Below are 23,822 nucleotides of genomic sequence, written 5' to 3' on the forward strand. Positions count from 1 at the left end.
AGCCAGGCAATAGCCCTTGCCATACCCGCGTCTCCCCGTACTAGTTATCGATTTCGTCAGCATGGCAACACCATGCGTGCCGCGGCCGCACGCGGGCCGCGAAGCCTGATCATAAGCCAAGGGGAGGGAGCAGATATCGCAAATTGCGCCAAGGTGACTGGTTCGCAACCTGCGTTTGATGTGGGTCAATGCGGCAGCAGTTGGGTGTGATTTGCGATTGACGCTGCCGCCGGAATTCTGCAGCGGCAGTCAACCTGACCAGTGCCGGCTTCGGCCATCAGCCGGTGGTTTCTTCCTCGGGACCGTCCTGCGGCGGCAGGCGCTGGGCCAGCACCTTGTCGATGCGCTTGCCGTCCATGTCCACGATCTCGAAACGCCAGTCGCCCCATTGCACGCTGTCGGCAATCTGAGGCAGGCGGCCCAGCAGCAGAAGCAGCATGCCGGACAGGGTGTGGTAACGCTCCTTTTCCTCCTCGGGCACCTGGCGCAGGCCGATGCGGTCCTTCAGTTCCGGGATCGGGATCAGGCCGTCGAGCAGCCACGAGCCGTCGTCGCGCTGCACCGCCCATTCCTCGCCGGCGGCGTCGGCCTTGAATTCGCCGGTGATGGCCTCGACCAGGTCTTGCAGCGTGACCAGGCCCAGCACTTCGCCGTATTCGTCGATGACAAAGGCCATCTGGCCACCCGAGCCGCGGAAGTTCTCCAGCAGTTCCATGCCCGTCACGCTCTCCGGCACGAACACCGCCGGCTGTGCCGCGCCCTTCAGGTCGGCTTCTTCGCCGCGCAGCCGGCGCGCCAGCAGCTGGCGCGCGCTGACCACGCCGATGATGTCGTGCATGCCGCCGCGCACCACCGGAAAGCGCGAGTGGTCGGATTCCTCGATGCGGTGCAGGTTTTCATCCAGCGTCTCTTCCACGTCCAGGTAGACGACGTCTCCGCGCGGCACCATCAGCGACGCCAACTGCCGGTCGTCCAGCCGGAACACGTTGCGCACCATGGTGTGCTCATGCTGCTCGATCACACCGGCTTCGGAGCCTTCGACCAGCAGCGCGTGGATTTCTTCCTCGGTCACGCCGGGGCCACGGTCGACCTTGGTGCCCAGCAGCCGCAGCACCAGTCGTGTGGAGCCGGACAGTAGCTTGACGAAGGGGGTCGAGGCTACCGCGAGCCAGCCGATCGGGCGTGCCACCAGGCGCGCAATGGCCTCGGGGGCCATCTGGCCCAGGCGCTTGGGCACCAGTTCACCCAGCACGATGGAAAAGTAGGTCAGGCCCGCCACCACGATGGCGGTTGCCACATAGCCGGCTGTCGTAGCCGGGATCCCGAAGCCCTGGAGCCAGATGCCCATTGGCTGCGCCAGCGTGGATTCGCCGACCACGCCGTTGAGCACGCCGATCGACGTGATGCCGATCTGCACGGTGGACAGGAAGCGGGTGGGATCCTCGCCCAGCTTGATCGCCGCAATGGCGCCGCGGTCGCCGTTCTCGATGTGGCGCTGCAGACGTGCCTTGCGGGCTGTGACCAGTGCGATCTCGGACATCGCAAACAGGCCGTTCAGCAGAATCAGCGCCAGTAGTATGGCAATTTCCATCAGGGTGCGCGCCCTCTGCGCGCCGGGTGTTTGAAAAGACCAAGCATACCATTCGCTTATGACGACCCCGCGCCGGGCAAGGTGGCGATGGTGGCGGCTGCCCCGGTCGCGCAGCGATAACCAGTGGAGATAGCTCGATGCCTAATATTCGATAGATAGTTATCGTTGGCAGCGTCAAACTTCTGTCCGTGGCAAAGGTTGGATTCTGCGATTTCGTGCGGCAGGGGCCTATGCAATGCTCACGGACTCGCCCTGCGATGCGATCAGGCGCGGCTTCGGATCACACTTGCACAGGCACCAGTCATAGCTCAACGCCTGTTCGCGGCCATCAGGCCCCCGATTGGGCAGCCGCTCGCCCACGCACACTATCTTGCCTGTTGTCTTGCATTTCGGGCACCAGACGGGGTCGCCCTCATACGCTAACGCCCGACCGTTAAGCATTTCGGCCCGGGAGGTCGCAATGACAGTACCGCTTGTCGTAGTAGTGTCGCCATTGAAAATGTCATGACGCCGGTTCATCGTCCATTCCTTGAAATCATGTCGTGCTGCTGTTGGGTTGCCTGCCGTCATCCAATTGAGAAGGCTTGGGCACGAAATGCCATTGCCCGAACTCCGGGTCGAACATGGCGATTTGATTGCAGTCGGCAATATCACCTGGCGTAAAGGCGATAGCTTCAGCGGCACGCTCAAGCGCCGTGGTCAGGCGGGTAGCGTCCCACATCAAGATTTCCCTGTTGGTTTCTTGCCAGGCAAACAGGCCTGCGGCTTCGCGCAACTTGGCAAATTCCGCCAGCGTTACCGCATCCGCTTCGAACCCTAGCGCCTCGCGCGCCCAGTGATGCATCTCGCGGGAGTATCTGCCGACTGCACCGCGTGGCGTCTGCAGCAGGCATCCGTCACATGCCGGCCAGCCAAGATGGATGTTGGCGATAAAGCCGGCGCCATCCGCGTCTCGAAATAAGTTTCCATCGAGAAGTGATGCTGGCGCTACTTGGCAGGCCTGCCCGAGTGCGCCCCTCATTCCTGCTTCGAGCATGGCATCGAATGGCGACAGGAAGCACGTGATGGCACGGCCATGCTCGGTGGTGGATGAGACAGCGCAGGCGTCTCCGTCATCGTCTTCGAAAATGAGCACGTAGGCGGGAATGTTTTGAAAGAATGCCATTGCCTTATAGCATTCCCCGTTTCTGGAGCCTGGCATGCCCCTCTCGATCAGTTATGCAGTACGTTCGGAAGCCAATTTTCATTATTAGATAATTGTATAAGGAGTAACGTTAATTCATTGTATTTTGAGGTTTTTCCATACTTCCTTTACCTTTGGCAAGGTGCGGCGAGGCATTGCACCAGTGTCCCTAACAACATCGCTGTCATCCCCTTCCAGCATGGAATATCAAGGCTGAGCCGAGCCACTGAATGAGTGTCACCGGCCATCCAATTGCCGGAGGCGTCTTCGAATGGAACTTGCATTCTTGTACGGATACGCGACAACGGCGCCTTTCTTCATTCCGTCCCAACCTTGCCCAAATTTATTCATGACCTTCTCTTGCTTTATAAATGGTGGTCCGTCTCCATCGTGGTTGTATTTGTATATATAAACCTTGTAGAAGTCCCCTTGAAAATCGGCGGCTTGAGAACTTATCGACCACTTTACCAGAACAACAAAACTATCTTTTCTCCAAAAAAGAACAGTAATAATCTGTGGACTTCCTCCTTCTGCATTATATCTATCTATTTCCGAAGATTTAGAATCTCCGCAAAACCAGTTTGTCACTATGTTGTACGGTTGCGTACCAAGTTCATTCATTGCGATCGGATATGGCTCCTGCTTGAACTCCAAGGCGCAACCGCGCTTTATTGACTCTGCTGGGAATATTTTTGATAATTCGCCTGCGGAAAGCGAGATTGACTGCGAAATTACGCCAACTAAAATCAAAAAAACGGCAGCTGCAGTTTTCCTTACCATCCGTTTGCCCCGGTTATTGCTGCATCCCAATCATGTTTGCATGGCTGCCCGTCTTTGTTGAGTATCTCAAAAGCTCGCCTGGCAGCAGCCTTTCTGCGCTCCAAATCTTTTAATGCCGGATTTATGATTTTTGTAACATATCTTGGATTATTTGCGTCGGCCAGAGGATTAAGTTTTCGGCTGCTCCAAAACCAAGCTGACGAGTCTGTGACTGCATGCCAGTTGCTTTCAAGCAATGCGGGATCGGTTGTTATGTCAAGGCCGGTGGCTTGTTTGTATTCGTTGTAGGATGCCAGCCATGTCAAATGCAGAAGGCCACGCCCCCGGTAATCTCTATTCGGATAGGTGTCATCTCCAAACAGAACCACGCCTAACTCACTGTCGTTGTTCACAAGATGGGATTTGGTGTAAGTTTCCATTTGCGCGACGGTCCAGTTCGAATGGAGTCGGCGCAAGCCATTTCTTATGGCGGTATTATATATCCTCCATAATCTGTCCCCGTCGCTATAACGCAGGCTCTCTCTGAATGCGGTGAAGCCGCCGCATTCAACTTCACATTGCCCAAAGAAATGAGAAATGCGGTTGCAGGTGTTTATCTTATATTTTGAGAATGCCGAATTCAATTCTGCAGGGAACGCGTTTGCGTTCAGCTCGCTTATGCTGGGGAATATTTTTTTCAGAATTTCAGACGTTATTCTTAGATCTGTACCGCAATGTGCGCATGATAGTGTCCCCGAAGACTGGAAATTGCTGATCAGCGCGATTGGATGAATATGCAGCACGGTCGCGCTGGCCGGAAAACCCGCCACCTTGCCCTTCACGTCATCCCACCATTGCAGCTTTTTGATCCGCTCCAGGTCGCACAGCCAGTTGTCCCTGGCATTGCGCATCAAGGGCGTGATGGAATTCCACCGGCTCATGTCGCCACCCCATTCGCTCTCGTAGCGGAGGATGACGTGCGATAGTGCCTGGGCGAGCGACGGCAGGCGCATGGCCAACTGGATGGCTCGCGCCGTGACCCTGCCGCCGCCCTTGCCTTTGCCATCCCCGGCGTCCAGTTTTGCTACCGTCTGCTCCAGCTTGAGCAACAGCGCGCTGTTGTTCACCGCCGCCAGCGACGGCTCGAACTCCTTCTGTTCCTTCCAGTTGGCAGCCCCGGTGATGACCAGATTGCGCCGGAAGGCATCGGCGATCTGGATGCCCGTGGCGTCCACGGTTTCGAAGCGGGGCCAGGCCCACGGGCTTTCCCATTTCGTGCCAGGGTGGTTCTTCTCGCATACCCAGCCCCATGCATTCTTGCCATCGGCGGTGCTGAACGGTACATGCCACCAGTTGACCTTCTGGTCGTCGGTGGCCTTGTCTTTGGCCTCCAGGGCGTCCAGTTGTCCGCGCGGGAGGATGAGCGGGAAGCCGTTGGCCGGTTCGGCGACGCCTTGCAGGTCCAGCGGGAACCGGCTCCAGGCCGGCGTGTCATCCCCGGCGTTTGCCAGCTTGGCGCGCTCGATCCAGACCGGCGGACCGTCAGACTGGTAGGCGACATCCATTCTTCCCAGATGCATCGACTGCACCTTGACCCACGGCCCGCCGGTCGGGCTGTCTGCGGTGGGTTCTACCTTCTTTACCGCATGGTAAAGCCGCAGCTTGCGGTCGGCTGCCGGAATGGCCTGCACCAGCTTTGCCCCGGCATTGATAACCAGCAAGCTGCGCTGGTCCGCCGGCAATTGCGCAGCCCTGGTGCGGCTCTTGGCAAGGAACGCGCTGAAGCCATCGTCGGCAAAGACTTCCAGGTGCAGTATCTGGCGCCGGGCGATGGGCGGCAGCGGTGTCGCGCGCTCGTAGTCGTGGTATTCGCCAAGCTGTCCCAGCGGCGTGCCAGCTTTCACCGGTATCGGCGTGACCGGTATGACGACCAGATCTAGCTGCCTGGGCTCCTTGGCGGGCTGGTGGCCACGCAGGTTGATCCAGCCCCAGTCGTCCTTGGGGGTGGTCGGCGCGTTGGGGGTGCCGTCCGGCGCTTCCCATGGCACGTTCAGGTCTTCCGAGCCAAATGTTCCCCCGGCGGTAGGGCTGATCATCGCGCCCTTGATGATGGAATGAATATGTCCCCACTCGCCGCGTTTCTCACCGACGGTAATCTCGCAGCTTGCCGGAAGGAAAGCGACCTGCTTTCCCGCCGTGAACTGGCCCCGCTTCCTGCCCGCCTTCGGCTCAGTCCAGACGAAGGCGCCGGCCGCGGCGGGTGCGTCGCCGCCGGGCGCCGGATGCTGATGGTCCTTGCCGAGAATCCGGAAGGCGTCAACGTCCCACCAGAACGGGCGGCGCAGCTTCTCGTCGGCCAGGTAAGTACTCCAATCAGCCATATGCAGGTACAGGCTGTAGACGTCTTGCTTTTCGTCGGCGGGCTGCGGCCCCGTGCTGTTTGGCGCCGGTGGCAAGGCCAGGTGATGGCGCACCAGTACGAAGCCCGTCGAGTACGCCGCCCATTTGCCATCTGCGAATTGCAAGTGCGGATTGCGATCAATGATCCGGTAAGCGACGATCTCGCCGTCCGCGATGCAGCGCACGCCGCCAGTCTGGTCGAGGCTGGGCGCGGTGCCGCCGCCGAAATGCGTGCCACCATGCGGGAAGCCATTCACCCCGAGCGGGAAGAGGCCGTCATCCATGAGCGACAAGGCGTGATAGAACTTTTGCGAATCAGTGATTTCCTTCTTCTGGGCGTCGGCAAAGGGATACGTCCAGGTCAGTGCGGCGGGCGCTGACGGGGCCGGGCGGGGCGCCGGTGACGGGGTGGGAGCGGGATGCGGTTGAGTGGCCATGTCTTGCGGTGTGTCTTCAAGGTAGATTCAGGGAATCGCGCGGCGTGGTCTCCGCCACTAGCCGGAGTGGCGGGAGCCGTGCGCCCCCGTATCGGGCAGATCGGTGCTATAAGGCAAGGACGGTTTCCGCACCTCCGCGCCCGGCTCTTGCCGCTGCCAGGACATGGCTTTCTCCCTCATGTCGCCCGGCGTCACCTGTTCGATACGGCAGGCGTTGATCCGGATATAGGAGCCACCCGCGCCAATCCAGATTTCCTTGTCTGCCGTCAGACTCAGCTTGCCGTCCGTGCTGGAAATGGTGAGGTCCTTCAGGGCTGACATGACAAGCTCATCGCTTTGCGCTTGAATCTGGACCTTGCCGCGTGCCGCAAACAGCTTGATGCCCAGGCTATGCGCGAACAGGGACAGGGCATCTCCCGCGGCCATCGCGATATTCTTCAGGGCGCTGACGGCAAAGCCGGTGCCCGTTGCCACGTTCACGCCATTCCCCGCGCCCACCGAGATGCGATCCGGCGTCGAGATCGCAATGCCCTTTGGTGCGGATAGCAGCATGACGGCCTCTTTCAACTCGTTTACGCTCGCCTTGAGCCAGGCATTTTCGGCCCTCAGGTCGGCAATCTCCGTCTTGGCGAGCTTGGCCGCATCTGCCAGCGTCTGCGCCTGCTCCAGCGCGAGGGTTAGCTGACGCATCGCGGCGGCGGTGTCGTTCTGCTTGCCATTCGCCCGCTGCTGGATATCTGCCGACAGCAGCAGGCCGCCCCCTGCGCGTATCGCGCCTTGCGCATCGGTGCGCAATTCAAAGCCTTCACCTCTCTTCTGTCGCTTGCCGTTGACGATGTGGCCGAGGGTCAGCTAGCTCTTCCCCGAATGCTCGGTGGAGAACTTGATGTGTTCCTCGCCCGGCCAATCCTCGATCTCGAATTTGCTGTCGCCCTGTGTGCGGATGACGTTGCGCGACAGCCAGCGGTCCTGATTCGTGATCAGGTCGGCGTGCTGGCTGTTGTGCTGCACGTGGGCGATGTACGGCTTGTTGGGGTTGCCGTCGCGGAAGGCCACGTCCACGTAGGTGCCATCGATCAGCGGGAAGTGGAAGCCCGTCTGGTTTGCCCCCGCGAACGGCTTGGCGAACGCGAGCGGCACGCTCTCGCCACTGTTGGGCCATTCATCAAAGTCGAAGTCGAAGCGGACGACATATCTGCCTTCTTGTGTGAGGTAGGCGTATTTGTACTGGCCGGGAGATGTGACGCGGGCGCTCAGCGTGCCCGAAATGCGCGGCCAGTTCGCTTCGTCCATCGGCAGGCGGAAACGCCGGTCACATGGAATCGCCTGGTAGGTATTACGGTAGGCGGCATCGCGCCCGCCGCTGTGGATGACCTCGGTGATCACCTGGCCGTTGGGCGCATCGGGCAGTGCCCGGTCCATGCGCAGGATGCGTGCCGGGCACAATGCCAGCACGTTACTCTGGCCCGCGAAGATCAACTGCCCGGCAAACTCCACCTCATGGCGCAATTGCGCCTCCCACCTGGCCCCTTCGAAGTCCAAGTGGTGAGTGCCGTAGATATAAGACTGGCCGTAGGTCGTCTTCTCCTTGCGCGCGACGTTGGCCTCGCCGGTGGGGCGCTCCCAGGCCTTGTCGGGGTTGAAGTCCGCAACCCGGAACGATTCCGGTATGGTCTTCGCGTGCATGTTTAGCGAGAACACCGCTTCCTTGCCGGATTCCAGTCCGGCCGTCTCGCGATAGGGTACGTGCAGTTCCGGCTGGTAAATGTAGTGGTCGATGTCGTCGCCAAACACAACCATCTCGCCAAACTTGCCGGGGGTGAAATAAAAGTAGAGTCCCTCCTGTTCGCATAGCAGTCGGATGTATGCCAGATCAGACAGCTCGTACTGCATGCGGAACCTGTGCTGCGGATATTTGCGGCGAATCTTGAAGGCGAACTGGTGGCCCTTCAGGCCGTGGCGGCGCAGGATTGCCTCGATGATCTGCGGGGCGGTCTGCTGCTGATAGATGCGGCTGGCGCGCGTGAGCTTCAATCGCGCGACGAGCGGCTCGACTACGATCTCGTAGCCGCTGAAGTCCCGGGTCTGCCGGGTCCTGGAGAAGCGCGTGATGCAGCCCGCGAACTTGCGCGGCGCGCTGCCATCGCCGTCGTCAATCAGGAAGGTTGCGTCCTTGTTGAGGTAGTCGGCGCGATCCAGTTCCAGTGGGTGGGTAAGCTGGATGGTCACGGCATAAGTCTCGCCCATCCGCTCCACGGCCTCAAACGACACCACCGACAGCGCGGCGGCGCTTGCGATGCCGGACACTTGCAGGAAGTAAGCCTGCCGCCGGGTCAGTCCCTTGAGCAGCGCATCTCCATATGTCCTCCGTTCCTCAGGCAAATCCGCCATTGCGTGCGCTCCGTTGTCAGCGTTATCGAACTTGCTGCAGGCACTACGCATCCTGCGACGCATGGTCCCGCGCGTCGCAAGTTAGCGGCATTCCGTAAGGCCGGAAACACTGTAGGACGGCGCTGATGCACCTTTTCAACCTGCATCAACGTCTACGCGCAAATCGGAGACGTCCTATATCGGCTGTATCTCGTCTGTGTTAGTCATCGCCGGGGCCTGGCGGGGCGCCTGCGCTGCCTGAATTGCAGCCATTACCCACCAGGTAATCGTCATCCCTCGTCATCCATGCTGTAATGCAGCCATGGAAACGCTGACCCCCGCCTCCGAAGCCACCCTCGACTTCCCCGGCCTGCTGCGCTACTGGCGCGGCAAGCGCGGCTACAGCCAGCTGGCGCTGTCGCTGGCCGCCGGGGTGTCGCAGCGGCACATCTCCTTCCTTGAATCCGGGCGCGCCCGCCCCAGCCGCGAAATGGTGCTGGCGCTGGCCGAGCGCCTGGGCGTGCCGCTGCGCCAGCGCAACCGGCTGCTGCTGGCCAGCGGTTTTGCCCCGGCCTACAGCGAGCACGCGCTGGCCTCGCCGCCGCTGCAGATGGTGCAGCAGGCGATCGCACTGATCCTGGCCAAGCAGGAGCCGTACCCGGCCGTGGTGCTGGACCGCTTCTGGAACCTGGTGGATGCCAATGCGGCGTACCGCGGCATGCTCGACACGCTGCTGGGCGGTCGTCCGCCGGCGTCGCTGGCCGAGGACACGCGCCGCATCAACCTGATGCTGACGGTGTTCGATCCCGATGGCCTGTGGCCGGTCATCGAAAACGCGCGCCAGGTCGGCCGTTACCTGTTGCGGCGCGTCTGGCAGGAACTACAGGTGCAGGCGCACGACCAGACCGCGCGCGAGATCTTCGGGCGCATTGCCGACTGGCATCCGGACATGGTGGGGCCGGGCGGCGTGCTGCTGCCCGAGGACGACGGCACCGATGGCCCGCCGCCGCCGTTGCTGCCGGTGGTGCTGCATGCCGGCGCGTTCCGGGCGTCGCTGTTCTCGACGCTGACCACGCTCGGCATTCCGCAGGACATCACGTTGCAGGAACTGCGCATCGAATGCTTCTTTCCGGCCGACGACGCCACGCGCACCCTGTTTGAAGCGCGGGGCGGGCCGCGGCAACCCGCCGTCAGAAGTGGTAGCGAAGGTAGATGACGTGGAAGGTGGTGCCAGGATTGGGCTCCTTGATGCCGGCATTGGACAGGTGCTGGAAGCGGTAGCCCGCGGTAAAGTTCCGGTTCTTGCCGACCGTCATGCCGATCCCGGCGTATTCCGAAAACTGGAACGCAGAGGAAATGACATGGTCATCCGAGGTGCGCGTGCCGGTCAGCAGCCGCGGGCCAACCGATAGCTCGACGAACGGCACCCAGGTGTGCCGCCACCATGCGACCCGCACCACCGGCGAGGCGCCAAACTCCCACAGGTTGTTCGGGTTCTTGTCGCTGGTGCTGCGCCAGTGCGCGACGTTGACCTCCCATTGCAGGTCCACCTGCCAGCCCTGCGGGTTGCCCCACGCAAAGCCTGAATCCCACAGCATGGCGACCTCCGCCTTCTGCACGTGGTGGGAATCGTCAAACCCGTAGCCAAGCTGCACAGCAGGTGCCGCGAACGCTGACGCACACCAGCACCAGGGCAGGGCAAACAGTCCGGCGATCGTTGCGCGATGCGGCCAGCGGCGCCGGTGGGTGGGCGAAGTCGGGGTGGAAGACAAACTACTCGCACGGCTGTCTTGTCTGGCTTCTTGTTCTGGTGGGCGCATTGGGAGCACGTTGAAAAGATGCTGCGTTGTTGTCAGGCAAGGATTGGGGCGGCCGCCGCTGGTGGCACCACATGCGCTGCCTCCTTCCCATATTTGTAGTACACGGCACGACACATTGCAGCAACGGCGTGTGACCGACACCGCGCAGCAACAGCGGCGAAGCAACAATAACAATCGTGCTAACATTCGCGGTCCGGTGCCGGCCGCATGGCCGCACCGGTTTCGTTACGTCTTCAGGGCGGGGTGAAAGTCCCCACCGGCGGTATGCCGCGGCGCGCAGTGCGTGTCCGGCGAGCCCGCGAGCGCTCGCATTCCCGTGCGAGGTCAGCAGACCTGGTGAGAGGCCAGGGCCGACGGTCATAGTCCGGATGAAAGAAGATGGGCGGAGCTTGCCCGCGCGGCCTGGCGTCTTGCCTGGTCTTGCGGTCCGCTGTTGCCTTGCGCTGCGCGCCGGGCATGGCTGCTCGCGCTTGCGCTTCTGGCGCGGTGTGCGGGCGCTGCGGCTCCGTTGACCCTTCCCCTGGAACGCCCATTGATGCTGAACCCGGAGCGTTTCATGTCTAGCCTTTCCACCGAAGCTGTTGCACCCGGGGTGTCCGCGGATCTTGCCGCCGATGCCGCTGTTGATGCCGATGCCCGTTCCCTGGCCGCGCGCATCGCGCAGGCGCTGGACGCCATGCGCGAAGGCCGTCCGGTCGTGTTGCTCGACGACGACGACCGCGAGAACGAGGCCGACCTGATCCTGGCCGCAGAACGTCTGACCCAGGCCAATATGGCCATGATGATCCGCGAATGCAGCGGCATCGTCTGCCTGTGCCTGCCCACGGACAAGGTGCGCAGCCTCGGCTTGCGGCCGATGGTCGAGCACAACCGCAGCCAGTACGGCACGGCCTTTACTGTGTCGATTGAAGCCCGCGAAGGCGTCAGCACAGGCGTCAGCGCCGCTGACCGCATCACCACCATCCGCGCCGCCATTGCCGAGGAAGCCGGCACCGACGCGGTGGTCAGCCCTGGCCATGTGTTTCCGCTGGTGGCGCGCGACGGCGGTGTGCTGGAGCGCCGCGGCCATACCGAGGGGTCGGTCGACCTGGCCCGCATGGCCGGGCTCTCGCCGGCCGCGGTGCTGTGCGAGCTGATGAACCCGGACGGCACCATGGCGCGCCGCCCGGAGGCGCTGACCTTTGCCGAGATGTACCGGTTGCCGGTGCTGACCATCGAGGACCTGGTTGCCTGGCGGCGGCTGCACGGCTGAAAAGGCCTTTCCTGCATGCATTGCGGCGGGCAAAGCTGCCGGAATGCATGCTCCTGTGCGACAATACGGATCGATTTTTCCCGTCTATACGAGGGCGATTCCATGATGTTCCGCATTTTTAGGCGCGCAGCCGCGCTGGCTGGCTGCGTGTTGGGACTGGCCGTGCCGCAGGCGCATGCCGATGACGGCGCCGCGCCGGCCCCGTCCACCGCTTCCGCCGCTTCGGCTTTCGCCTCCCGCCCGGCCGCACCCGATCCCGGCGCCCCCGATCCGCAGCGCTGGCTTCCCCTGATGGGCGCCAATGGCGTGATCTCTTATTTCGACCAGTCCGCGGTGCGCCGCCAGGGCACCGAAGTGGGCGTGGTGGTGATGCGCAATGCGCCGTCCGGCGTGATCCGCACCGCCAGCGGCGACCCGATCCGCTCGTCGCTCAAGCGCATGGTGCTGAACTGCGCCACGTCGATGTTCGCCGTGGTCGAGCAGACGCTCTACAGCAAGCGCTTTGCGCGCGGCGACTCGCTCTATACCATCCGGGCCCCGCAGTACGGCACCTTCCAGGCCGCCGGCCCCGGCACGATCGCCGGGGAACTGCTGCGCAAACTGTGCCGGTGAACTGAGCGCCGCAGGGCACTCCATCGTGCCATCTCAGGGTTTGTCCCGGTCAACGGTGAGCGAACCCTCCTCGTTGATGCTGATGACAGGACGCGAGCCAATGGCGTCCGTTGTGGCAGGCATTGCTGCTACCCCTACCAGCAAGACAAAGGAGGAGATGGAAATGAAGAAATGGATCGTCATGCTGTCGCTGGCAATGTTCGGTGCGGGCGCGATGGCGCAGGCGCCGGCAACTCCGGCCACGCCTGCCACCCCGGCTGCGCCGGCGGCAGCGCCGACTGACAAGGCCGCGCCGGCCAAGGCAGACAGCAGCAAGGCCAAGGCCAAGAAGACCAGCGCCAAGAAAAAGAAGAGCCACGCCAAAGCCCCGATGACAAACAAAGGCGCCTGAGCGCGCCGCTGATGGCGGCGGGCGCACGGCTCCCCGGCAAGCGGGGACGCAGGCTGCGCCCGTGACGGCCATGCCGCCAAGCAGATAGAGGCTGGCCGCGCCGGCAAGGCGCGGCACTGCCGTGCATGGGGCAGCCTTGCGGCACGCATCGCGTGCTGTCCGGGGGGAAAGGGCAAGGGCTGTCCGGCGGATCGCAACAGGAGGCTTCGGCCTCCTTTTTTTGTCTGCCGCCGGCGTAGCCACGCCACCGGCTTTGCGTGCGCGCCAGCGCACGTTATGCTTGCGGGCAACGTGCCGGGCCTGGCGTGGAGCCATCGCGCCGGCACAAGCGAACTTGACCGGAGCGTATTTATGGCAGCGCTAGCAGCCTGGCGGCGGTGGCCGCGGTTGGCGGCAATGTGGATGGCTGGACTGGGTTGGGTGGCATGCGTGCTGTGGGCGCACGGCAGCCTGGCGGCGCCTGCATCCGTGCCCGCAACCGCGCAGGCATCGACTGCGGTGCGCAGCGGCAATGCGGTCGAGCTGCGGCTGATGGATCGGCCCATCGCCACGCTGCGCGCAGAGATCGCGGGCGCCACGCCCGCCATGCGGGCCGCACGTGCCCAGCAAGTGTTCGGTGACCTGGCCGAACGCGACCTGGCACTGCCGCTGGTGCAGGTCAGCGGCACCGTCGACGGCGCGCCGATGATCGGCTTCCGGCTCGGCGACCAGTTGCTGTTCGCGCTTACCGCGCAAGACCTCTCCCCCGAAGACAGCCTGACCCTTGAGGCCGCCGCCGCGCGCGCGGCGGCGGGCGCGCGCGCGGCCATCGGCGCGCGGCGTGCCCATCTGCACTGGCCCAATCTGCTGCGCGGCGCCGCGCTGAGCCTGCTTGGCCTGGCTGTGCTGGCCGCGCTGACCTCGGGCGTGGCGCGCGCCGGCGTGGCCCTGCGCGCACGCTTGCAACTGGCATTGGAGCGGCACCTGGCGCGGCGGGTCAGCGGGCAGTTCGACTGGACCGGCGCGCTTTACCAGCTGGTCGCCCGCATCGTGCAGATCCTGACGATCGGCCTGGTGCTGGTGCTGGCCTTTATCTGGCTGGAATTCGCCCTCGAGCAGTTTCCGCTGACGCAGCCGATGGGCGACCGCATGGGCGCCTTCATCATTGGCCTGCTGTCGCAGATCGCGCTGTCGATGGTGTCTGCGGTGCCGGGCCTGGTTACGGTGGCGGTGATCCTGCTGATCACGCGCGCGGTGCAGCGGCTGGTGTCGAACATCTTCAAGGCGGTGCAGAAGGGCCAGATCACAGTGCCCGGCCTGCATCCGGAGACGGCCGGCGCCACGCGGCGGCTGGCGGCGGCGGTGATCTGGGCGCTGGGCTTCACCTTTGCCTACCCGTATATCCCCGGGTCGCAAAGCGATGTGTTCAAGGGGCTGTCGGTGCTGCTCGGCTTCATGGTGACGCTCGGGTCGGCCAATGTGGTCAACCAGCTGATGAGCGGCATGGTGGTGGTGTATTCGCGCGCGCTGCGGCGCGGCGACATGGTGTGCATCGGCGACACGGTGGGCACTGTGGCCTCGCTTGACGCGCTCTCGGTCAAGGTGATCAACCTGCGCAACGAAGAGGTGACGCTACCCAATGCGGTGGTGGTCGGCAGTGCCATCCACAACTACACGCGCCACGGCAGCGTGCGCGACCCCGCCGCGCAGGAGAGCTGGCAGGCAGCGCTGGTTTCCACCTCGGTCACGATCGGCTACGACACGCCGTGGCGGCAGGTCCATGCGATGCTGCTGGCCGCCGCCGCCGAGGCGGCGCACATCGCGCCGTCGCCCACGCCGTTCGTGCTGCAGCGGGGGCTGGCGGACTTCTACGTCGAGTATGAGCTGTTTGCCGCGCTGGACCATCCGCGCAACCGCTTCTACGCGCTGTCGGCCCTGCACGCTGCGATCCAGGACCAGTTCAACACCCACGGCGTGCAGATCATGTCGCCGCACTTCATTGCGCAGCCGGACAACACGGTCTATGTCCCGGAAGCCAAGTGGTATGAGCGTCCCGGTTCGCCACGGGTAGATCCTGCTGCACGGCCGCATCGCGCACCGTCGAACGCGGCGTGAGCGCCGGCGGTGCGGCCCAGCACCGCTTATTCACCCACGTGGCGCGATTTCCATTGCCCGTTCGACTGCTTGCAGAACCAGCCGCTCCAGTGCTCTTCGGCACTGCCGCGCTTGAGGTCCGACTTCAGGCGCCGGCAGGGCTGGCCCTTGTCGGTCTTGCTTTCGACCGGCGTGATGGTGCCGTCGACCTGCAGGCGCCGCCCGGCGGCCGGGAAGGTCCATTCGACGGCCTGGCCATCGGCCGTATCGTTCAGCGCCTTGCGCACGGACTGGGCCAGCGACGCGCCTTCCTTGTCGTTGAGCGTGCCGATGATGGTGCCGGTCAGGTAATTGTCGAAGTACGCCTGCGCCGGTGCGGCGGCAGCAAGCAGCAGGGTGGCACCGAGTGCGCCGGCGATGGCGGCACGCAGGGCAGGGCGGGCGATAGCGTCGGTTTGCCGAGGGAGCATGACGATTCCTTGTAGCGTCGTGGTGGCGTTTGGGTGGCATTGTAAGCGCAATGCAGGCCCGCGGCGCGCGCGGGGCGGTTGACTCCTGCCTGGCCCTGACCTAGCGTTGATTGCTGCCCCGCGCGCTGCGTTGGCCAGCAGCGGCGCACCCTGTGCCCTATGCATGGCAGGCGCCTTTCCTGCGAGAGGAGATCCCCATGAAGCTGCGCTACCTCACCATCGGACTGGCCGCCGCCTGCGCCTTCGGCGCGTTGCAGGCCCAGACCGCGGGCAAGACCGATAAATTCAACCCGTACACCGACGGCGCCAGGCAGGACAAATTCAGCCCGTACTCGGATGGCGCAAAAAGCGATAACGCGAACTCGCTGAACCCGGGCGCGCGCCCCGACCAGATGGAGCCGATCCAGGGCGGCGCGCAGAAATCCTTTGACTCCTACAGCCAGGGCGGCATGAACAGCGGCAAATTCGATCCGTATTCCGAAGGCGCCAAGAGTGGGAAGTTCGACCCGTACAGCGAAGGTGCTAAAAAGTAACAGTGTATTAAGAGGGCCGGGCGCCGCCCGCCCCGGATCTGTGCCAGGCGACCGCGACCGGCAGGTGCCGTTCCCGCCGATGCTCGCGGCAGTGTGACCCCGGCGCCCGGAAACCCTTGCCCGGAGCGGCTTTCGGGTAACCCCGCCAACATTTTGTTTCAAACCTTGCGTGATCGAAACGTGACTTCTGCGTCTCGAATTGTTATGGTTTATTGCGCATTGCAACAAACCGGACACAGTGCCCCGCGGGCCGTCTGCCCCGGCTGTTCTTCCCCGTTTCCGGGCCTCGCCACTCGGCGCCGGGCCCGTCTCTTGCTGTGTCCTCCTTCGTTCTGACCGCCGATGCCGGTCACGCCGATTCAACCGCTCACCCTGGCATACATGTCACAGATCGCCACGCCACGATTTACAGAACCGCTTACCCGGCCCGCCACCGGGCCGGGTGCCCGTCGCTGCGCGGCGCGGGCCGGTGCGCGGATCGCGGCCTGGCTCGGGGGCGGGGCGCTGGCGCTGTGTGCCATGGCGGCCCATGCCTTCGACTTCGACACGGTCGCGGCGCGCGCGCGCCAGCTGGCAGCCGCGCCCTACAAGGCGCCGCCGCAGAATCTGCCGCGCGAACTGCGCGAGCTTTCCTACGAGCGCTACCGCGAGATCGAATACAAGCCCGAGCGCTTTGCCTGGCGCGGCACGCGCTCGCCGTTCGAGCTGTCGTTCTTCCACGAGGGCATGGTGTTCGATCAGCCCGTGCGCATCCATGAAGTGGTGGGCGACACCGTGCGCGAATTCCGCTTCGACCCTTCCGCGTTCAACTACGGCCCGCACAAGGTCGATGCCGCCAAGCTCAAGGGGCTGGGCTACGCGGGTTTCCGCATCCTGTATCCGCTGAACCCGGGCAAGCGCAAGGATGAGCTGGCGTCGTTCCTCGGCGCTAGCTACTTCCGCGCGCTCGGCAAGGACCAGTGGTACGGGCTCTCGGCGCGCGGCCTGGCGGTGGACACCGCGCTCAACTCGGGCGAGGAGTTCCCGCGCTTTGTCGAATACTGGATCGAACGCCCGGGACCGAATGCGAAGGACATCACGATCTACGCGCTGATGGATTCGCGCCGCATGAGCGGCGCGTACCGCTTGACCATCAAGCCCGGCGCGGAGACCGCGATGGAGGTCAAGGCGCGCCTCTACCTGCGCGAGAACGTGACCAAGCTGGGGCTGGCGCCGCTGACCAGCATGTTCCTGTATGGCGAGAACCAGCCGTCGGCCGCGCAGGATTTCCGGCCCGAGGTGCATGACTCCGACGGCCTGTCGATCCACCTGGGCACCGGCGAATGGGTCTGGCGTCCGCTGGTCAATCCCAAGCGCCTGCTGGTGACCTCATTCGCGGCGTCCAATCCGCTGGGTTTCGGGCTGATGCAGCGCGACCGCAGTTTCAACAGCTACCAGGAGATCGGCGCCTGGTATGAACGCCGGCCCAGCGGCTGGGTGCAGCCGCGCGGCAACTGGGGCTCGGGCCGTGTGGAATTGGTGCAGATCCCGACGCCGGACGAGACCAATGACAACATCGTCGCCTATTGGGTGCCCGACAACCCGCCCAAGCCGAAGCAACCCTTCGATTATGAGTACCGGCTGCTGTGGCAGAAGGACGGCGAACAACAGCCGCCGCTGTCGTGGGTGACCCAGACCCGCCTGGGCCAGGGCCAGACCCGCGATAAGGAAGACACGAGCTTTTCGCTGGTGGTGGACTTCGAAGGCCCGGCCTTGCGCAAGCTGCCGGCGGACGTGCGCATCGACCCGGTGGTTTCGGCCGATGCCAACGGTGAACTGCTGAAAACGTCGGTGCAACGCAATGACGCGACCGGCGGCTGGCGCATGACCATGGTGATGCGCCGCAAGGACGAAACCAAGCCGGTAGAGTTGCGCGGCTATCTTCGCAACGGCAATACAACCCTGTCCGAGACGTGGAGCTACATCTTACCCCCAGGCTAAAGCAGCGCCCGGCCCAGGCGGCGGCATGCGAGCGCTATGTCGACCGCCTGCCCGTATCGCCTGAAGTGCGCAGCGAACTGCTGGCGGACGGCCCGAGCATGGCCGCTGCGCCGGTCGCGCCGGTGACTTCCGGTGCCCCGGTGATCAACGTAGACGGGCGCGACGCGCAGGAAGCGATCGCGCGCCTGCAGTCGCGCCTGGCCGCCAGGGACACGCCGCCGGCGCAAGGCAGCAGCGCCTATGCCTCGGTAGGCCGGCGCTTCGCCATCGCGTACGGCAATCCGCAGGTTGACGGCGCGCCGCTGCTGCAGCGGCGCGAAGACGGCACCGTGAAAGTCGATACCGGCCCCGAACCCGAGCGCAGCTCGATGGTGCCGCGCCAGTGGCCGCCGCATATCGTCACGGGCTGGCTGCGCAATACCTGGCGCCGCATGCTGGGCCGCCCGCCCGTGCCCAAGACCTGGGACACGCTGCATGACGGCCCCGACGCCGAAGGCAAATGGCACCCGGCAGGCTCGCACCGCCGCTGGTTCCTGCTGGGCCTGGTCGTGATGCAGACCGTGCTGGCCACGTACTTCATGCGCAACGTGCTGCCGTACCACGGCGCGGATCCGCTTGAATTTGCCATCCTGGTGCTGTTCGCCATCCTGTTCTCGTGGGTATCGGCAGGCTTCTGGACCGCGATGATGGGTTTCCTGGTGCTGGCCAAGGGTGGCGACCGGCATCTGATTTCGCGCTCCGCCGCGCCGGATGGGCCGATCGCGCCCGAGGCGCGCACCGCGATCATCATGCCGATCTGCAATGAGGACGTGACGCGCGTGTTCGCCGGCCTGCGCGCCACCTATGAATCGCTGGCGCGCACCCCGCACCTGTCCAATTTCGATTTCATTGTGCTGTCGGACAGCGGCAACCCTGACCTGCGCACCGCCGAGCATGATGCGTGGATGGAGTTGTGCCGCGCCGTCGGCGGCTTCGGGCGCATCTTCTACCGCTGGCGCCGCCACCGCGTGAAGCGCAAGACCGGCAACGTGGCCGACTTCTGCCGCCGCTGGGGCAGCAAGTACCGCTACATGGTGGTGCTCGATGCCGACAGCGTGATGAGCGGCGACTGCCTGGCCACGCTGGTGCGGCTGATGGAAGCCAATCCCGGCGCCGGCATCATCCAGTCCGCACCGCTGGCGGTGGGCCGCGAGACCCTGTATGCCCGCGTGCAGCAGTTCGCCACGCGCGTGTACGGGCCGCTGTTCACGGCCGGCCTGCATTACTGGCAGCTGGGGGAATCGCACTACTGGGGCCATAACGCCATCATCCGCGTGCACCCGTTCATTGAGCACTGCGCGCTGGCGCCGCTGCCCGGCCGCGGCCCGCTGTCGGGCGAAATCCTCTCCCACGATTTCGTCGAAGCCGCGCTGATGCGCCGTGCCGGCTGGGGCGTGTGGATTGCCTATGACCTGGAAGGGTCGTACGAGGAGCTGCCGCCGAACCTGCTGGACGAGGTCAAGCGCGATCGCCGCTGGTGCCAGGGCAACCTGATGAATTTCCGGCTGTGGCTCAAGCAGGGCTTCCATGTGGTGCACCGCGCGGTGTTCCTGACCGGCATCATGGCCTACCTGTCGGCACCGCTGTGGCTGCTGTTCCTGTTGCTTTCCACCGCGATGCTGGCCAAGCACGCGCTGGTGCCGCCGGAATACTTCACGCAGCAATACCAGTTGTTCCCGACCTGGCCGGAATGGCATCCGGAAAAGGCACTAGCGCTGTTCTCGGCTACCGCCACGCTGCTGTTCCTGCCCAAGCTGGCGAGCGTGGTGCTGCTGATGAAGCAGGCGCGGCGCTATGGCGGCGCGGTGCAGCTCCTTGCCAGCATGCTGATCGAGGTGCTGCTGTCCGCGCTGCTGGCGCCCACCCGCATGCTGTTCCATACCAAGTTCGTGATCGCCGCGTACAGCGGCTGGGGCATTTCCTGGAAGTCCCCCCCGCGCGAAGACGCCGAGACCACCTGGGGCGAAGCCTTACGCCGCCACGGCTGGCATACGGCGCTGGGGCTGGCGTGGGGCGGGCTGGTGTACTGGCTGAACCCGGCCTATGTGCTGTGGCTGCTGCCGATCGTGGGTTCCCTGGCGCTGTCGATCCCGCTGTCGGTGTTGCTGTCGCGCGTGTCGCTGGGCCGTGCCTCGCGCAATGCAGGCTTGTTCATGATCCCCGAGGAAACGCTGGTGCCGCGCGAGATCGTCGAGACGCAGCGGCATGTCGAAGACGCGGCCGAAACCCCGGACTTCGTCGATGCCGTGGTGGACCCGGTCACCAATGCGCTGATGTGCGCGACCGCCACGCCGCGCGGGGTCCAGCCGGAGTCGGCGCGCAGGCGCCACGAGTCGCTGGTCCAGCATGCGCTCACGAATGGCCCGCGCGCGCTCACGCCCGCACAGAAGCATGTCTTGCTGGGCAATCCGTTCGCGCTGGCGCGCCTGCATGAACTGGTGTGGGGCTCGCCGCTGGCCGACGCCGGCTGGAAGGACACGCGCATCCTGGTGCGGCGTGCCGCCAACGTGCTGCCGCTGCGCCCGCGCGCGGCCTGACCGAGGCTGTTTGGAATAACAACGGCCCGCAGATGCGGGCCGTTGTTCATCGCGCGGGCGGCGTGCCGGCCCGTTTCAGATGCAATCGATTCTTGTTCGTGTTGGTGTCTTAACGCAGCGCCGCAGTGCAGATAGGCGCGTTGATATAGACGTCGCCGATGCGGCGCTCGCCGCGGTCCTTGCGGGTCATGTAGCGGAACATCAGGCTGACGCCGAGCTTGGTCAGGATCTCGACGTCGCGGTTCGCGCAGATATTGCGCTGCAACGGCGCGGCGTAGTTGACTTCGAAACTGGCCAGATCCAGCATCGGACCGCGGTAATTGGTGAGTTCCAGCTGGAACAGCACGTGTTTGCCCGGAATCGACTGGCAGCGGCGCAGGCGCGTCTCGCCGTCGATTTCGATGGGCAGGACGTCGTTGAGCTGGCGGCAGGCACGCGCGAGCACGTTGTCCGGGCGCGTGGTGTTGCGCAGCAGTTCAGGCACGCCGGCAGCGCCGGTGTTCTGGCCGGTGGCGGCACCCTTGAGCATGCGCGACAAAGGGTCGGCTTCATCGACCACGGGGGCGGGCACCGAGGCTGCGGCGTTGCGCAACTGGGCCGGCGCTGCCCTGGCTGTCCGGGGCAGTGGCAACAGCAGCGCGGCCGCGAGTGCGGCCAGGCCAAGCGAAGCGGAAAGCGGCGTGTGTCGTATTCTCATGCAGGCTAATGTTGCCGGGACTGATACTGTCGTCCCTCTCTGCGAGGCCGACGGCGAGTCTTACGCCGACAGGCTGGCATTGTACCCTCCACCTTGCGGCGCATGAAAGTCGCGCCCCAGGCAAGGACTTGCACAATGCTGTTCCTATTGATGCAATGACCGCAATGCCCTGCCACCACTATTCACCAATACTGCCAAGCTTGCCAGCTTCATCGAACCCGACTTTGGCAGGGCGATCTGTCAGGGGCAGTTTTTCTGAAGGATTGTTTCAAAACGCTGAATGCCGGTGCCGGGCTGTCTTGGTTATGGTGTGCAACAATTGCGCTTTTTCAGGGGTTGCCCGTGCGGACCGGCCGCGCATGGCGACGCCTTTGCCCCGGATAGTGTCCTCCATGCCTCATTCCCCGAGCGCTGCCTCGCCGGCGCGCTTTCCTGCCTGGCTGCTGATCTGCGGCTCGCTGATGGCGATCGCGCCGCTGTCGATCGATATGTACCTGCCGAGCTTTCCGTCGCTGGCCGGCGACCTTGGTGTCGACATCGGCCAGGTCCAGCTGACCCTCGGCACGTTCCTGGTCGGGCTGGCACTCGGGCAGGCTTTCTATGGCCCGTTCAGCGACCGCTTCGGACGCAAGCCGCCGCTCTATGTCGGGCTGTGCCTCTATGTGCTGGCCGCCATCGGTTGCGCACTGGCACGCAACGTGGAGTCGCTGATGCTATGGCGCTTCCTGCAGGCGCTGGGCGGCTGCGCCGGCATGGTGATGGCGCGCGCGGTGATCCGCGACCGGCTCGAGGCGCATGAATCCGCGCGTGCGTTCTCGTCGCTGATGCTGGTGATGGGGGTCGCGCCGATCCTGGCCCCGATCATCGGCGGCACCATTCTCACCGTGTCGGGCTGGCGCGCGATCTTCTGGGTGCTGGCGGTGGCCGGGCTGCTGATCCTGCTGGTGGTCCATCTGCGCATGGAAGAGTCGCTGGACCGGCGCCATGCGGTGCCGCTGCGGCTCGGCACCGTGGCGAAGAGCTACGCCGAACTGCTGCGCGATCGGGAATTCCTGGGCTATTCGCTGTCTGCGGGTTTCGGCTCGGCGGGCATGTTCGCGTATATCTCCGGCTCGCCGTTCGTGCTGATCGAGCTGCACGGGATTGCGCCGTCGCACTATGGCTTTGTGTTCGGCGCCAATGCGCTGGGGCTGATCACGATGTCGCAGCTCAACGCCAGGCTGGTGCGTGGCCGCTCGCTCGATCATGTGCTGGGCGGCGCGCTGCTGGCGGCCTTTGCCGCGGGACTGGCGCTGGCAGTTGCCGCGCTCGCGGGCGTGGCAGTGTTGCCGGTGCTGCTGGCCGGCTTCTTCGTCTTTATCGGCGCGCTCGGGTGCGTATCGCCGAATGCGTCGGCACTGTCGCTCGCCCATCAGGGCCATCGCGCCGGCACGGCCTCGGCGCTGATGGGTACGCTGCAGTTTTCACTCGGCACGCTGGGCGGCGCGGCGGTCAGCGTGTGGCGGGACGGCACCGCGCTGCCGCTGGGCGTGGTGATGGCCGTCTGCGGCGCCGGCGCGGTGCTGATGCGCTATTACGGGCGTTCAGGCACGCGCTGAGGGCGCCGGCATCAGGCAGCCTGCTGCGTGGGGGCCTGATGCACCGCGGCCGGCGACTGCTGCACGACCACCATCTGCGCGGGCATGGGTGCCGCGTAGCCAGCCTGGCCGAAGCTCTCGCGGATGATGCGGTTGGTGTCGAAGTAGACCTGCCAGTAGTGGTCGTTGTGGCAGTGCGGGCGCACCGCCAGCACTGGGCCGACCAGCGTGAATTCCAGGATCTCGACGTCCACCGGCGGCTCGGCGAGCACGTTGGGGATCTCCGCGATGCGCGCCTTGAGCAAGGCCACGGCGTCCGCGACGTCGGTGCTGCCGGCAAGCTGTGCCTTCAGTTCCACGCGCCGGAACGAATTGGCGGTGAAGTTCTGAATGGTGTCGCTGAAGATCTTGTTGTTGCCGATCACGGTCTGGACATTGTCCGGCGTGTCCAGCGTGGTCGCGAACAGGCCGATCTCGCGCACCGTGCCGGTCACCCCGCCGATGGTCACGAAGTCGCCCACCTTGAACGGGCGCAGCACCACCAGGAAGGCGCCGGCGGCGAAGTTCGCCATCAGTCCCGACCAGGCCATGCCGATGGCCACGCCCGCGGCGGCGATCAGCGCGGCAAAGGTGGTGGTCTGGATGCCGAAGAAGCCCAGGATGCCGATCACCAGTACCACGTTCAGTGTCACGGTGACGATCGAGCCGACATAGCGCAGCAGCGTGGGATCGACCTTCTGCTTGCCGAGCGCGTTCTGCACCATGCGCACGACAAAATGGATCAGCCAGCGGCCGACGACCCAGAAGGCAAGGGCGGCCAGGATCTTTACTCCGAATTCCGTCGCGTAGGCGACAACCAGGGTCTTGAGGTTGTCGAAGGTAGAGGCATCCATCGGCGTATTCCTTTCGTGTTGGTGTAACCGGCCAGCCGCCGACCCAACATCCCCCGAACCAGCCGGCTGCCGCGTGAGAGCCCTGCGCGCTGTTGCGGCGCAATACATGGCACGGCAATTATTGAGACGCCGTGCCGGAAGTGCAAGCAAATTATTGTCAAGACAAGCTGCGGTGCGCAGCTTGTCTTGACATTAGATAGCGCTGACG

18 protein-coding genes, 1 pseudogene and 1 riboswitch are annotated in these 23,822 nt (G+C 64.3%); of the genes and pseudogenes, 9 read left to right on the plus strand and 10 right to left on the minus strand.

Annotation, left to right across the window (positions count from 1 at the left end; translation table 11 throughout):
* Positions 1 to 277: 277 nt before the first annotated feature.
* From ACREYQ_RS24125 to ACREYQ_RS24150, 6 genes and pseudogenes are all read right to left on the minus strand, one after another.
* A complete protein-coding gene (locus ACREYQ_RS24125) occupies positions 278 to 1,591 on the minus strand; it encodes a hemolysin family protein (protein ID WP_432260515.1) in 1,314 nt (437 codons plus the stop codon).
* Between the two features lie 228 nt (positions 1,592 to 1,819).
* A complete protein-coding gene (locus ACREYQ_RS24130) occupies positions 1,820 to 2,161 on the minus strand; it encodes a PAAR domain-containing protein (RefSeq protein ID WP_432260516.1) in 342 nt (113 codons plus the stop codon).
* Positions 2,127 to 2,792, minus strand: a complete 666-nt coding sequence (locus ACREYQ_RS24135; protein ID WP_432260517.1) for a hypothetical protein — start codon at positions 2,790 to 2,792, stop codon at positions 2,127 to 2,129. Before ACREYQ_RS24135 ends, ACREYQ_RS24130 begins: the two co-directional genes overlap by 35 nt.
* 219 nt (positions 2,793 to 3,011) lie before the next feature.
* Positions 3,012 to 3,554 carry a hypothetical protein gene (locus ACREYQ_RS24140; RefSeq protein ID WP_432260518.1) on the minus strand — a complete coding sequence of 181 codons (543 nt, stop codon included), beginning with the start codon at positions 3,552 to 3,554 and terminating at the stop codon, positions 3,012 to 3,014.
* Positions 3,548 to 6,370, minus strand: a complete 2,823-nt coding sequence (locus ACREYQ_RS24145; protein WP_432260519.1) for a glycoside hydrolase family 19 protein — start codon at positions 6,368 to 6,370, stop codon at positions 3,548 to 3,550. The genes ACREYQ_RS24140 and ACREYQ_RS24145 overlap by 7 nt, the downstream gene beginning before the upstream one ends.
* Positions 6,371 to 6,427: 57 nt before the next feature.
* Positions 6,428 to 8,761: pseudogene (locus ACREYQ_RS24150) on the minus strand (type VI secretion system Vgr family protein).
* 301 nt (positions 8,762 to 9,062) lie between these two features.
* Here ACREYQ_RS24150 and ACREYQ_RS24155 point away from each other — a divergent pair.
* Positions 9,063 to 9,956, plus strand: coding sequence for a helix-turn-helix domain-containing protein (locus tag ACREYQ_RS24155; RefSeq protein WP_432260520.1), 894 nt, complete (start codon positions 9,063 to 9,065; stop codon positions 9,954 to 9,956).
* Here the strand turns inward: ACREYQ_RS24155 and ACREYQ_RS24160 are convergent.
* Entirely contained in the window at positions 9,931 to 10,338 is a 408-nt protein-coding gene (locus tag ACREYQ_RS24160; RefSeq protein ID WP_432260521.1) for an acyloxyacyl hydrolase, read from the minus strand. The genes ACREYQ_RS24155 and ACREYQ_RS24160 overlap by 26 nt on opposite strands.
* A gap of 447 nt (positions 10,339 to 10,785) precedes the next feature.
* Positions 10,786 to 10,944: riboswitch (FMN riboswitch) on the plus strand.
* 172 nt (positions 10,945 to 11,116) lie between these two features.
* Between ACREYQ_RS24160 and ribB the strand changes: the two genes are divergently transcribed.
* The 4 genes from ribB to ACREYQ_RS24180 all read left to right on the plus strand — a co-directional run bounded on the left by ribB (position 11,117) and on the right by ACREYQ_RS24180 (position 14,909).
* Positions 11,117 to 11,812: a 3,4-dihydroxy-2-butanone-4-phosphate synthase gene (ribB, locus tag ACREYQ_RS24165; protein ID WP_432260522.1), complete on the plus strand. Its 696-nt coding sequence runs from the start codon at positions 11,117 to 11,119 to the stop codon at positions 11,810 to 11,812.
* A 102-nt stretch (positions 11,813 to 11,914) separates the two neighbouring features.
* Complete coding sequence (locus tag ACREYQ_RS24170; protein WP_432260523.1) at positions 11,915 to 12,424, plus strand: surface-adhesin E family protein; 510 nt, start codon at positions 11,915 to 11,917, stop codon at positions 12,422 to 12,424.
* 163 nt (positions 12,425 to 12,587) lie between these two features.
* Positions 12,588 to 12,815, plus strand: coding sequence for a hypothetical protein (locus ACREYQ_RS24175; RefSeq protein ID WP_432260524.1), 228 nt, complete (start codon positions 12,588 to 12,590; stop codon positions 12,813 to 12,815).
* A 402-nt stretch (positions 12,816 to 13,217) separates the two neighbouring features.
* Positions 13,218 to 14,909, plus strand: a complete 1,692-nt coding sequence (locus tag ACREYQ_RS24180) for a mechanosensitive ion channel family protein (protein ID WP_432260525.1) — start codon at positions 13,218 to 13,220, stop codon at positions 14,907 to 14,909.
* A 26-nt stretch (positions 14,910 to 14,935) separates the two neighbouring features.
* Here the strand turns inward: ACREYQ_RS24180 and ACREYQ_RS24185 are convergent, their stop codons facing one another.
* Positions 14,936 to 15,358 (minus strand): RT0821/Lpp0805 family surface protein, encoded by a 423-nt coding sequence (locus tag ACREYQ_RS24185; RefSeq protein ID WP_432260526.1) that lies wholly within the window; start codon positions 15,356 to 15,358, stop codon positions 14,936 to 14,938.
* A 197-nt stretch (positions 15,359 to 15,555) separates the two neighbouring features.
* Between ACREYQ_RS24185 and ACREYQ_RS24190 the strand changes: the two genes are divergently transcribed.
* The 3 genes from ACREYQ_RS24190 (at position 15,556) to mdoH (ending at position 20,447) form a co-directional block, all read left to right on the plus strand.
* The gene (locus ACREYQ_RS24190) at positions 15,556 to 15,891 is read left to right on the plus strand and encodes a hypothetical protein (protein ID WP_432260527.1); all 336 of its coding nucleotides are present in this window, start codon (positions 15,556 to 15,558) and stop codon (positions 15,889 to 15,891) included.
* A 381-nt stretch (positions 15,892 to 16,272) separates the two neighbouring features.
* Complete coding sequence (locus ACREYQ_RS24195) at positions 16,273 to 17,871, plus strand: glucan biosynthesis protein G (RefSeq protein ID WP_432260528.1); 1,599 nt, start codon at positions 16,273 to 16,275, stop codon at positions 17,869 to 17,871.
* Positions 17,844 to 20,447 carry a glucans biosynthesis glucosyltransferase MdoH gene (gene mdoH, locus ACREYQ_RS24200; protein ID WP_432260529.1) on the plus strand — a complete coding sequence of 868 codons (2,604 nt, stop codon included), beginning with the start codon at positions 17,844 to 17,846 and terminating at the stop codon, positions 20,445 to 20,447. Before ACREYQ_RS24195 ends, mdoH begins: the two co-directional genes overlap by 28 nt.
* Before the next feature lie 109 nt (positions 20,448 to 20,556).
* Here the strand turns inward: mdoH and ACREYQ_RS24205 are convergent, their stop codons facing one another.
* Entirely contained in the window at positions 20,557 to 21,144 is a 588-nt protein-coding gene (locus tag ACREYQ_RS24205; protein WP_432260530.1) for a hypothetical protein, read from the minus strand.
* A gap of 392 nt (positions 21,145 to 21,536) precedes the next feature.
* Between ACREYQ_RS24205 and ACREYQ_RS24210 the strand changes: the two genes are divergently transcribed.
* Positions 21,537 to 22,742, plus strand: a complete 1,206-nt coding sequence (locus tag ACREYQ_RS24210; RefSeq protein ID WP_432260531.1) for a Bcr/CflA family multidrug efflux MFS transporter — start codon at positions 21,537 to 21,539, stop codon at positions 22,740 to 22,742.
* An 11-nt stretch (positions 22,743 to 22,753) separates the two neighbouring features.
* Here the strand turns inward: ACREYQ_RS24210 and ACREYQ_RS24215 are convergent, their stop codons facing one another.
* A complete protein-coding gene (locus ACREYQ_RS24215; RefSeq protein WP_432260532.1) occupies positions 22,754 to 23,614 on the minus strand; it encodes a mechanosensitive ion channel family protein in 861 nt (286 codons plus the stop codon).
* Positions 23,615 to 23,822: the final 208 nt, after the last annotated feature.

This window comes from Cupriavidus sp. TMH.W2 (assembly GCF_050847365.1).
Lineage (GTDB): Bacteria > Pseudomonadota > Gammaproteobacteria > Burkholderiales > Burkholderiaceae > Cupriavidus.